Genomic DNA, 12,640 nt, shown 5'->3' on the forward strand with positions numbered 1-12,640 from the left:
TAGATAAAAATAAAGAGTTAACTTTATGGGCGCAGAATATTATCATTTAAAAATCATTCAAACAATAAAATTCATCATATTTTTAAATTAAAAGCGCAAGCAAAAAACGACCTATTTTTTCGCTAAAAACTAACGATAAAATCTATTTTTTGTACCTTGTCTAGCAACAAGTATATAATATGCCTTTCACACTTGAGGCAATGTGCATGCAACTCGCTTTTTGTATCTATAAATATTTTCCTTTTGGTGGTCTGCAACGTGATTTTTTGCAGATTGCTAATGCTTGCTTAGCTCGTGGACATAAAGTTCGTGTCTATGTGATGGACTGGCAAGGCGATAAACCTGTCAATTTTGATATCATCTTAGTACCCAAAAAAGGGCTTTCAAACCATCATCGAAACCAAAATTATTATTATTGGGTAAAAACACATTTACAAACGCATCCTGCTGATTGTGTTGTTGGTTTTAATAAAATGCCTAATTTGGATGTCTATTTTGCAGGCGATACTTGTTTTGCAGAAAAAGTGTCACATAAGGGCTTTTTTTATCAATTATTACCACGCTGTAAGCATTATTTGGCATTTGAAGATGCGGTATTTAATCCACATCACCACACACAAATAATGGCTCTTACTAAACAGCAAATACATGACTTTGAAAAGTATTATCACACCCAACCTTCACGTTTTTCATTACTACCACCTGGTATTGCACAAAATCGTCAATATAATTCTGATTCACCAATAAAACGTCAACTATTTAGACAAACCAATCAGATAAATCAGGATGATTTTGTCATAGTACAAATTGGTTCAGACTTTAAACGTAAAGGGGTTGACCGTACATTATATGCAATTGCTGCATTGCCTGAAGACTTAAAACAAAAATTGGTTTACTTAGTTGTAGGACAAGACAAAGCTGATGATTATCAAAAATTAGCTAAACAGCTTGGTATTTTACCGCGAGTTCACTTTTTTTCGGGTCGTGATGATATTCCTGATTTTCTATTTTCAGCCGATTTACTGCTGCATCCGGCAAGACAAGAAGCCGCAGGTATGGTATTAGTTGAAGCATTAGCAGCAGGTGTACCGGTCATTGTATCTGGTATTTCAGGTTATGCCTATCATATCCACGATGCTAATGCTGGCGTTGTACTTAACGAACCGTTTGTTCAATCTGAACTCAATCAAGCCGTCTATCATGCCATCACGGATAAACAACAATTGTTAACTTGGCATAATAATGCCATCCACTATGGCGAAACAGCGGATTTATATCATTTGGCTGAACGTGCCACAGACATTATTTTAGGTTGTAGACATTATGAATGAAATCAAACTTAAATCACCGTTCGATCAGATATGGAAAAATAAAGATCCGTTTACTGAAGTTGAATTGATTTCGGGCACTATCTATCGAGCAGTTAATCAACGAAAAACATTAAATTTTGAACAAGATGGACAATCATATTTTATTAAAATTCATCGTGGTACAACAATAAAAGAGATCTTAAAAAATCTGTTATCATTCAGATTGCCCGTTTTAGATGCCAAACAAGAATGGGATGCAATACATCGTTTAGAGCAAGTGGGTGTCAATACGATGGATGGACGCGCTTTTGGGCGTAAAGGTTTCAATCCTCTTACCCGTCATTCCTTTATTATTACCCATGATCTTAATCCTGCTATTAGTTTAGAAGATTTCACACAATCATGGGCGACAACACCGCCTAGTTATCACTTAAAGCGTTTATTAATTATTTATCTGGCAAAAATGATCGCCAATATGCATGCAGCAGGTGTTAATCATCGTGATTGTTATCTGTGCCATTTTTTACTTGATTTACCACTGTTTGAAAATCATCAACAAATAAAATTGTCGGTTATTGACTTACATCGAGCACAAATTCGTCAGCAAGTACCCACCCGCTGGCGTGATAAAGATCTGATTGGACTCTATTTTTCATCCCGCAATATTGGCTTAACAACGCGAGATATTTGGCTATTTTTAAAAGTTTATTTTAATAAGCCGTTAAAAACAATTTTACGAGATGAACACAAGTTGATTAGTCACACTCAACAAAAAGCAGAAAGAATTCGTAAACGTACGGAAAAATATCATCTTTAGCAATAAGGAGATACTATGTTTATTGAACAAATCGATATTGAAGGATTTCAAGGAATAAGCCGATTATCATTAAAATTAAATTCACAAGCCAGTGTTCTGATTGGTGAAAACCGTTGGGGACGTTCAAGCTTAATCCGTGCACTAACCCTTTTATCACTGGATAAAAAATTTTATCAATTTGTTGATTCCGATTTTTATCACGATAAACATGAAAATTATGGCAATAAAATTAGTATTACTGCAACTTATTGCGAATCTTATGAAAATGAGCTGAATAACCAAAGTCATCAAACTTTACAAGCTGTTGCTTATCAAATAGAACAAGATAATTTTAGACGAATTACTTATCAACTCACGGCTAATAAACACAATACAAATATTATTAGCCAACATAATTTAGTTGATTATCACAACAAGCGCTATACGCTTTCCGATCCAGATTCATTCATTGCAACCCTTATTGAACTTAATCCAGTAGTCGCCCTTAAAAATGCAACGAATACGCCTAACCTACCTGTCACCAATCAACCTTTATCAGAATATTTTATAGATCAACTTTCTAAACAGTTACACGAACACTCAGCACAGTTAAGTCAAAATGAATTGCAACAAGGCTTAAAAGCTGGACGTGCTTTATTAGAATACTATTTTGGCAATCCTGAACAACGTTATCAAAATGTCGCAAAGAAAAATAGCCCTCGTAGTGAAGATTGGAATTCACTTGAACGCATTAATAATATTTTAGATGAGCTTGATAATCGCTATTTACGGACAGCTTTGTTAGATATTTTCGGCTCTATTATGATTGCCAAAAGTGATAATCCTTTAACGCAAAACGCAGTACCAATTTTAATTTTAGAAGAGCCAGAAAGCCAACTTCATCCAATTATTCTATCAATTGGTTTCCGATTACTTAAAAATCTACCTACACAAAAAATCATCACCTCCAATTCAAGTGATCTCGTTTCTCTCTTTCCATTAGAAAATATTTATCGGTTGATTCGTCTACCTGATCAGATAGTGACAAAATATATTGCACCGAATTCATTGAGTGTTGATGATAACCGTCGAATCTTATTTCACGTTCTCTATCGACGGGCAAGTGCTATCTTTGCACGTTGCTGGCTATTAGTGGAGGGTGAAACGGAAGTCTGGTTACTACGAGAACTCGCAGAACAAAGCGGATATCATCTTAGTTCTGAAGGCGTGCAGTTACTGGAATTTGCTCAATGTGGTTTAAAACCATTAATTAAGTATGCCAATAAAATGGGGATTCACTGGTATGTCATTACCGACGGCGATATGGCAGGTAAAAAATATGCTGAAACGTTAAAATCTTTGTGTCCTTCGGATAAAGACCCGAATGAGTATTTAACTATTTTGCCCGCTCGGGACATCGAGAATTTTCTTTTTAAAAATGGTTTTAGCCATGTGTATAAATTAGCGGCCTATCATACTGTTGAATATATTGATTTGCCCGTCCATAAAATTATTCAAAAAGCGATCCATAATAGCTCAAAACCTGATTTAGCGATTGCAGTTTGTGATGATGCAAAATCAAGAGGAGTAAAATCGATTCCTCCTCTTTTAATTGACGCTTTTTCGAAAATAAATAAAGCCTCAAATAAGCTCGATCCAACATTATAGCCAGTTAAGTCCCTGTCATATTCCGCCGTAGTTATCGGCGGAAGTCGATACAACCTATTTTGCTATACGTTTGTATTTGGCACGTTTCGGCTCTAAGGCTTCTGCCCCTAAAGTCCGTTTTTTCCACTCTTCATATTCGGTAAAGTTACCTTCAAAGAACTCCACATGCCCTTCATCTTGGTAGTCTAAAATATGGGTTGCAATACGATCTAAGAACCAACGGTCATGCGAAATAACTAATGCACAGCCCGGAAACTCTAATAACGCATTTTCCAGTGCTCGCAGTGTTTCGACATCTAAGTCATTGGTTGGTTCATCCAGTAATAGTACATTACCACCAACTTGTAATAACTTAGCTAAATGCACCCGACCACGTTCACCACCAGACAACTCACCAACTCTTTTTTGCTGATCAACGCCTTTAAAATTAAAGCGACCAACATAGGCACGGCTTGGAATTTCGAAGTTACCAATACGCATAATATCTTGCCCATTTGAAATTTCATCCCAAACAGTCTTATTATCATCCATACTGTCACGGAATTGATCGACAGAGGCAAGTTGTACGGTATCACCTAATGTGATAGTTCCTGAATCTGGTTGTTCTTTACCCGATAGCATTCTAAATAGCGTCGATTTACCCGCACCATTTGGACCAATGATCCCAACAATCGCCCCTTTAGGAATACTAAATGACAGATTATCGATTAATACTCGATCACCATAGGATTTAGTTAAGTTTTGCACTTCGATAACTTTATCACCTAAACGTTGCCCAGGCGGAATAAAGAGTTCATTAGTTTCATTACGTTTTTGGTAATCGTTGCTATTAAGCTCTTCAAAACGGGCTAGACGGGCTTTGCTTTTTGCTTGGCGACCTTTTGGATTTTGGCGTACCCATTCAAGCTCTTTTTCAATCGATTTACGGCGAGCAGATTCGGTTGCCGCTTCTTGCGCTAATCGCTGATCTTTCTGTTCAAGCCAAGATGAGTAATTACCTTCCCATGGAATACCTTCGCCACGGTCTAGCTCTAAAATCCAACCAGCAACATTGTCTAAGAAGTAACGGTCATGGGTTACAGCGACTACAGTGCCTTCATAGTCATGTAAAAAGCGTTCTAACCATGCCACAGATTCAGCATCTAAATGGTTAGTCGGTTCGTCAATTAATAACATGTCCGGTTTTTCCAGCAATAACTGGCAAATAGCAACACGGCGACGCTCACCACCCGATAAATTTTCGATTTTTGCATCCCAATCAGGCAGGCGTAGCGCATCGGCAGCTCGTTCTAATTGATTATCCAGATTATGCGCATCTTGCGATTGAATAATTGCTTCAAGTTCAGCTTGTTCTTTGGCTAATTTGTCAAAATCAGCATCTGGATCAGCATAAGCCGCATAAACTTCATCTAAACGAGCCAATGCTTTTTTGGCATCACCAACAGCTTGTTCAATTGCTTCACGTACAGTTTGCTTAGGATCAAGTTTAGGTTCTTGCGGTAAATAACCTATTTTTATGTCCGGCTGTGGACGAGCTTCACCTTCAATTTCGGTATCCACTCCTGCCATAATTCGTAGTAATGTCGATTTACCTGCCCCATTTAAGCCAAGAACACCAATTTTAGCACCAGGGAAAAAACTTAAAGAGATATCTTTTAAAATATAACGTTTAGGAGGAACAATCTTCCCAACACGATTCATGGTATAAACATATTGCGCCATAAAACATCATCCGTTTGTTAAATTAATCATAGCCAAGTTAATTTTACTTACTATAAAAGTCATGCCGTATATTGTAACGATTCTGTCAATGGGGTCTAGGGTTATTTGTCGAATTGATTAGATTTATTCACTCTCTTTTATGTTTAACATGCAATATAATTGGTTTTATATATAATTAATAACCTATTAAATTGACAGTATGAGTGATAAAGACCATTTTAGGAGCAAGAATGAGTAACATCACAGTTAATTGCCATATTGATCGACAATATATTGTCGATACTTATTACGCGCTGCAAGATTGTTTGGATGATGAGTTTACACAAAAAATAGATGATTCAATTGCTGATAATATGCGTAATTTTACCTTCACCTTCGATAATGAAAAAATAGTGAAGCTAAATAACGATAAAAACGAAGTCAGTACTTTCTATTACTCTGATCTATATCAAATAAAAGAAACCACAACTGGGTTATTTTTTTTTTATAATAAGATAATTTTTGAATTTGTTCGTTATGATCTGTTTCAACAGGATGAGTTACTGCTGCTAAAAGATTATCTGGCTCCTTATTTAAGCAAAAATCAACAACCCGAAATAGCAACGATAAATTATCAATTTGACTATCAACGATTATATGTTTTATTTCGTCATATATCTCGCAATCATTACAAAACTACGTTGACTTTATCTATTTTCTTTTCCGTTTTAGGTTTGTTGGCGGCAATTATAAAAAATTTGCCACTGTCTGTATTAGCTTTCATATTAGCTATTATTTTATTACCTACGATACTTAATTTTAGTCTTAAACAGCAAGCAAGAAAACAGGTTTTAACATTAAATGAACGCTTTCGCAGTATGACCTGTATTTTTTATAATGATCATATAGCATTCAATTACCAAAAAAGAGTAGAAAATTATTTTAATATTAACTATGCTGAATTTTTCAAAATCGAGAAAACACCAAAAGGTTATGCGTTTTTTATACAGCAAGATATGGGTTATTTCTTTTTTTATGAAGAGTTTTCTTTTAAACAACAACAAGTGCTGGAAGAGAAACTGAACCACTATAGCAATTATTCAGAGAAGTAATACCATACCCTTTTTACTCATCCCACCTAATACGAGGTGGGATGTTAATCAGATTATAAGAAGGTGAAGATTTGATCTTTCGGCAGACGTGATTTAGGACGATGCGCATTACCATCATCTTGAGCACGATAACCTAATGTTGCAACCACAATGCTTTTCAATCCTTTGTTTTTAAGATCTAAAATTTCATCCATTTTTGCAGAATCGTAACCCTCTATTGCAGTAGAATCCACACCAATTGCCGCAGCGGCAAAAAGCAATTGCCCTAATGCAATATAGGCTTGTTTACCTTCCCAACACTGTTGCGATTCAGGTGTTTTGCTATTTAAATTTACAAAATAACGTCGGCCCTGATCTTGAGACGCCTTTAATTCCGCCGAAGGCAAACGTCCGTCTTTCTCTTCTTGATTAAGGAGATTGACTAAATGGGCTTCATCCAACGGGGTTTTAATGCAAAAAACAATAGTATGTGATGAGCCGGTGACACGTGGTTGATTAAAATCAGCTATTGCTGGCAAAATTTTATTTTTAGCGGCTTCGTTGTCAATAATATAAAAATGCCACGGTTGAGAGTTAACCGAAGATGGACTGTTTCTTAATACTGTTAAAAGTTGTTCAATCACCTCAGCCGGAATTTTTTTAGTTGGATCATAATGTTTTGTGGTATAACGTTTTTCTGAAATTTCAACTATGTTCATTTTAATGTCCTTAATTAATGATTTAAATAATTAATACCATAAGAAATAGTATAACCAGAATGATAAGACGCTCAATATATTATTTTGATAGGACGAACTTTGAAAATTAGTCGAGAATAATAGTTAGAATAAGGCATAGACAATTTTAGTTTAGAATATTTTTTATTCATTGACAAATAATCGTTGACACATTCATCAGCATTTGATAAAAATAACACCAATTTATTTTGTATAACTGTTGAATTTAGAGATTTTTATGTTTATTAACTTTTTAACTCACAACCTCAGCCTCCTCCTCGCATTATCTTGCGCGGATAGCTTGTGTTTGGAGTAAAAGTTTTAAATATAAAATACTCGACAAATTAACAAGAACCCGCGCTAAAGTGCGGGTTTTTTGTTTTATAACGCTAAACACCGAGATAGCGCTAAATAAGAAAAGGAAAAAACAATGAGCAACCAAGTCATTATTTTTGATACAACATTACGTGATGGCGAACAGGCATTACAAGCAAGTCTAAGTGTAAAAGAAAAATTGCAAATTGCATTAGCTTTAGAACGAATGCGAGTTGATGTTATGGAGGTTGGTTTTCCTGTTTCATCTCCCGGTGATTTTGAATCGGTACAAACCATTGCAAAAACCATCAAAGATAGTCGGGTTTGTGCGCTATCACGCTGTATTGATAAGGATATTGATGTTGCAGCTGAAGCATTGAAAGTTGCGGATCAGTTTCGCATTCATACCTTTATGGCAACATCGACGTTACATGTACAAGATAAATTAAAAATGACATTTGATGATGTCGTTGACAGGGCTGTGCACTGCATTAAGCGTGCACGTAATTATACTAATGATGTGGAGTTTTCTTGTGAAGATGCAGGTCGTACCCCAATTGATAACTTATGTCGGATCGTTGAAGCGGCAATTAAAGCCGGGGCAACGACGATCAATATCCCAGATACTGTCGGTTATACTGTTCCTTATCAATTTGGTGGCATTATTCGTACCTTATTTGAACGTGTCCCGAACATTGATAAAGCGATTATCTCTGTTCATTGTCATGATGACTTGGGTATGTCGGTGGCTAACTCGATTAGCGCGATTCAAGAAGGTGCTCGGCAAATTGAAGGGGCGATGAATGGTTTAGGTGAACGAGCAGGAAACACCGCTTTGGAAGAAGTGATTATGGCGATCAAAGTTCGTCAAAATATCCTAAATGTTCATACTAATATCAATCATCAAGAAATTTATCGTACCAGTCAAATTGTCAGTCAAATTACCAATATGCCAATACCGGCGAATAAAGCCGTTATTGGCAGTAATGCTTTTGCGCACTCATCCGGTATTCATCAAGATGGTATTCTAAAAAACCGAGAAACCTACGAAATCATGACCCCAGAATCAATTGGGTTAAATCAAGTTCAATTAAATCTTACCTCACGATCAGGGCGTGCAGCCGTTAAACATCGATTAGAAGAATTAGGCTACCATGATACAGACTATAATTTAGATCAAGTTTATGAAGCTTTTCTTGAATTGGCAGACAAAAAAGGACAAGTTTTTGATTATGATCTTGAAGCATTAATATTCATTAATCAATTGAAAGATGAACAAGATCATTACAAATTAGATTACTTTAATGTTCAATCAGGTTCCACGGTCGTATCGACTGCATCAGTAAGCTTAAATATTGGTGATCAAAAATTCTCTGATGCAGCAACTGGTAATGGCCCCGTCGATGCCGTTTATCAAGCAATAAATCGTATTACTGGCGAACCTATTTCAATTGTTAAATATCAATTGGCATCAAAAGGTCAAGGCGAAAATGCGCTAGGTCAGGTTGATATTGTTGCTGAATATAAAGGTCGAAAATTTCACGGCGTTGGGCTAGCTACCGATATTGTGCATTCGTCAGCTTTAGCATTGATAAATGTCTTGAATAATGTTTATCGAGCAAACCAAGTTGCCGAGGAAAAACAAAAATTACATCATGATTGAGAACGAATCTTGTTTTGTTCATCAGGAACAAAATAACCAATTTTAATGAGATTGTTAAGGAATAAAAACATGTCACAAAATTACCATATTGCAGTATTACCCGGGGATGGAATTGGGCCAGAAGTCATGAAACAAGCCTATAAAGTGCTTGATATTATCCGTCAAAAATATCAACTTTCTATTACCACAAGTGAATACGATGTGGGTGGCGCAGCGATTGATATTCATGGCTGTCCACTACCTAATGACACACTTGAAGGTTGTGAAAAAGCCGATGCCATATTGTTTGGATCTGTTGGCGGGCCTAAATGGACACATTTACCCCCTGATCAACAGCCAGAACGTGGTGCATTATTACCACTACGTAAACATTTCAAATTATTTGCTAATATGCGACCAGCAAGTCTTTATCAAGGTTTAGAAGAACTTTGTCCTTTACGTGAAGACATTGCTAAACGTGGCTTTGATATTTTATGTATGCGGGAATTAACTGGCGGAATCTATTTTGGTTTACCCAAAGGACGTGAAGGCACAGGTGCCCAAGAAAGAGCTTATGATACCGAAGTCTATCATCGATTTGAAATTGAACGTATCGCAAAAATGGCTTTTGAAGCAGCCAAAATTAGACGTAAAAAAGTCACCTCGGTAGATAAAGCCAACGTTTTACAAACATCAATATTATGGCGAGAAGTTGTCACTGAAATTGCTAAAGATTATCCCGATGTCACGCTTGAACATATGTATATTGATAATGCCACTATGCAACTGGTGAAAGACCCTTCACAATTTGACGTGATTTTATGTTCAAACCTATTTGGCGACATTTTATCGGATGAATGTGCCATGATAACCGGTTCAATGGGAATGCTACCTTCTGCGAGTCTAAATGAGCAAGGTTTTGGGTTATATGAACCCGCTGGTGGTAGTGCGCCCGATATAGCAGGAAAAAATATTGCCAATCCAGCCGCCCAAATACTCTCTTTAGCATTATTAGTCCGTTATAGCTTAAAACGTGATGATATTGCTAAAGCAATTGAAAATGCAGTTAATCAAGCGCTGGAACAAGGCATCAGAACAATTGATTTAGCTCGAGGCGGTCAGTATGTTTCAACCGATGAAATGGGCGATGCTATCTGCCGTTTTATCTAACAAAATTTAATATGCTTAAGTTGAAAAAATTCGGTTAATCTTCAGGATAACAATAAAGGAATAAAGCAATGTCAACAAACCCAAAAACATTGTATCAAAAATTATATGATGCGCATGTTGTGTATGAAGCGCCAAATGAAACACCTATTTTATATATCGACCGTCACTTAGTTCATGAAGTGACCTCACCTCAAGCTTTTGATGGTTTACGGGCGATGAATCGAAAAGTGAGACAACCCCATAAAACCTTTGCAACCATGGATCATAATACCTCAACCAAAAGTAATGATTTAAATGCATGTAGCGAAATGGCTCAAATTCAATTAACTGAACTTGCCAAAAATGCTGAAGAATTTGGTGTTTCACTTTATGGGCTACACAGTCCATTGCGAGGTATCGTCCATGTTGTCGGCCCAGAACAAGGGATGACATTACCCGGTATGACAATAGTTTGTGGGGATTCACATACCGCAACACATGGCGCATTTGGCGCACTCGCTTTTGGTATTGGCACATCAGAAGTTGAACATGTATTAGCAACGCAAACCTTAAAACAAGGTCGTGCTAAAACCATGAGAATCGAAGTGAAAGGTCAAGTGGCCGACGGCATTACCGCTAAAGATATTATTTTAGCCATTATCGGTAAGACAACCAGTGCTGGTGGCACAGGGCATGTCGTTGAGTTTTGTGGTGAGGCCATTAAAGCCTTATCAATGGAAGGCCGTATGACACTATGTAATATGGCAATTGAAATGGGAGCTAAGGCTGGTCTGGTAGCACCCGATGAAGTCACCTTTGCATACTTAAAAGGTCGCCAATTTTCACCAAAAGGGGACGATTTTGACAAAGCGGTAGATTATTGGAAAACCTTAAAAACCGATGACGGTGCACATTTTGATCGTGTTGTTACTCTTGAAGCCAAAGATATTGCCCCACAAGTCACTTGGGGAACCAATCCCGGACAGGTCACATCCATTGATGCCGCTGTGCCAAATCCAAATGATTTTGCCGATCCCATTGAAAAACAGTCTGCTCAGCGTGCATTAACCTATATGGGATTAACCGCAGGGACAAAAATAAGTGATATCAAGATTAATAAAGTCTTTATTGGATCCTGTACTAATTCTCGAATTGAAGATCTCCGTGCCGCAGCAAAAATTGCTCAAGGACGTAAAGTCGCTAACGGCGTGCAAGCTTTGGTGGTGCCTGGTTCGGGGCCTGTGAAGCAACAAGCTGAAGCCGAAGGTTTAGATAAGATTTTTATCGATGCGGGTTTTGAATGGCGTCTACCTGGGTGTTCAATGTGTTTAGCCATGAATGATGATAAATTAGCGCCAGGGGATCGCTGTGCATCGACCAGTAATCGTAATTTTGAAGGGCGACAAGGTCGAGACGCCAGAACGCATTTAGTCAGTCCTGCTATGGCTGCCGCAGCAGCAATCACTGGCTATTTTACAGATATTCGCAAACCATTTTAAGGAGACGGTCATGGCAAAATTTACAACACACACAGGACTAGTCGTTCCTTTAGATGCGGCTAATGTTGATACCGATGCGATTATTCCAAAACAATTTTTACAAAAAGTAACTCGTACTGGATTTGGTAAACATGCTTTTCATGAATGGCGTTTTTTAGATGATATTGGCGAACAACCAAATCCAGAATTTGTGTTAAATAAACCTCGTTATAAAGGCGCCAGTATTTTATTAACACGTGAAAATTTTGGCTGCGGTTCATCCCGTGAGCATGCACCATGGGCATTAGCAGATTATGGGTTTAAAACGATTATCGGTTCGAGTTTTGCCGATATTTTTTATAACAACTCGTTTAACAATCAACTATTGTTAGTGAATCTGTCAGAAGAAGACATTGATGAACTTTTCAAAATTGTTGAAGCCAATGAAGGAATCGAATTTACTATCGATCTGGTTAACGAAGTCGTGATTGCAGGCGATAAGCAATATCCTTTTAAAATTGATGCTTTTAAACGCCATTGTTTATTAAATGGATTAGATAATATTGGTTTAACGCTACAACATGAAGATGCAATCAGTGCATTTGAACATAAAATCCCTTCTTTTTTAGCATAAACTCTTAATGAAGATATCATCGCTTATTACTATTTAAGCGATGATATATCACCTTTTTTTAAAATAAGTTACCCAAGAACATTTCACTTAGATGACCAATATAATATATACTTCCGCAA

Annotated in this window: 10 protein-coding genes; 8 read left to right on the top strand and 2 right to left on the bottom strand. The window is 37.0% G+C overall.

Annotated elements, in window-relative coordinates; genetic code table 11:
• Positions 1-206 precede the first annotated feature (206 nt).
• The 3 genes from J3U36_RS04725 to J3U36_RS04735 are packed head-to-tail and all read left to right on the top strand — an operon-like array spanning position 207 to position 3,774.
• Positions 207-1,331 carry a glycosyltransferase family 4 protein gene (locus J3U36_RS04725; protein WP_267377905.1) on the top strand — a complete coding sequence of 375 codons (1,125 nt, stop codon included), beginning with the start codon at positions 207-209 and terminating at the stop codon, positions 1,329-1,331.
• Complete coding sequence (gene rfaP / locus J3U36_RS04730; RefSeq protein WP_267377903.1) at positions 1,324-2,127, top strand: lipopolysaccharide core heptose(I) kinase RfaP; 804 nt, start codon at positions 1,324-1,326, stop codon at positions 2,125-2,127. Before J3U36_RS04725 ends, rfaP begins: the two co-directional genes overlap by 8 nt.
• Positions 2,128-2,142: 15 nt before the next feature.
• Entirely contained in the window at positions 2,143-3,774 is a 1,632-nt protein-coding gene (locus J3U36_RS04735) for a DUF2813 domain-containing protein (protein ID WP_267377901.1), read from the top strand.
• 54 nt (positions 3,775-3,828) lie between these two features.
• Here J3U36_RS04735 and ettA read toward each other — a convergent pair whose 3' ends face one another.
• Positions 3,829-5,496, bottom strand: coding sequence for an energy-dependent translational throttle protein EttA (ettA, locus tag J3U36_RS04740; RefSeq protein ID WP_267351704.1), 1,668 nt, complete (start codon positions 5,494-5,496; stop codon positions 3,829-3,831).
• A gap of 230 nt (positions 5,497-5,726) precedes the next feature.
• On the opposite strand from ettA, the gene J3U36_RS04745 reads away from it, so the two are divergent.
• Positions 5,727-6,587, top strand: a complete 861-nt coding sequence (locus tag J3U36_RS04745) for a hypothetical protein (RefSeq protein WP_267377899.1) — start codon at positions 5,727-5,729, stop codon at positions 6,585-6,587.
• Positions 6,588-6,640: 53 nt separating this feature from the next.
• On the opposite strand, the gene nfsB is transcribed toward J3U36_RS04745, so the two are convergent.
• Entirely contained in the window at positions 6,641-7,285 is a 645-nt protein-coding gene (gene nfsB / locus J3U36_RS04750) for an oxygen-insensitive NAD(P)H nitroreductase (protein ID WP_267377897.1), read from the bottom strand.
• 448 nt (positions 7,286-7,733) lie between these two features.
• Between nfsB and leuA the strand changes: the two genes are divergently transcribed.
• The 4 genes from leuA to leuD all read left to right on the top strand — a co-directional run bounded on the left by leuA (position 7,734) and on the right by leuD (position 12,521).
• Positions 7,734-9,281, top strand: a complete 1,548-nt coding sequence (gene leuA, locus J3U36_RS04755; protein ID WP_267377896.1) for a 2-isopropylmalate synthase — start codon at positions 7,734-7,736, stop codon at positions 9,279-9,281.
• Positions 9,282-9,350: 69 nt separating this feature from the next.
• Positions 9,351-10,430 carry a 3-isopropylmalate dehydrogenase gene (leuB, locus tag J3U36_RS04760; protein ID WP_267351712.1) on the top strand — a complete coding sequence of 360 codons (1,080 nt, stop codon included), beginning with the start codon at positions 9,351-9,353 and terminating at the stop codon, positions 10,428-10,430.
• Positions 10,431-10,498: 68 nt separating this feature from the next.
• Entirely contained in the window at positions 10,499-11,908 is a 1,410-nt protein-coding gene (gene leuC, locus J3U36_RS04765; protein WP_267359070.1) for a 3-isopropylmalate dehydratase large subunit, read from the top strand.
• Positions 11,909-11,918: 10 nt separating this feature from the next.
• Complete coding sequence (leuD, locus tag J3U36_RS04770) at positions 11,919-12,521, top strand: 3-isopropylmalate dehydratase small subunit (protein ID WP_267377894.1); 603 nt, start codon at positions 11,919-11,921, stop codon at positions 12,519-12,521.
• Positions 12,522-12,640: the final 119 nt, after the last annotated feature.

It is taken from the genome of Gilliamella sp. B3817 (assembly GCF_026536705.1).
GTDB lineage: Bacteria > Pseudomonadota > Gammaproteobacteria > Enterobacterales > Orbaceae > Gilliamella > Gilliamella apicola_I.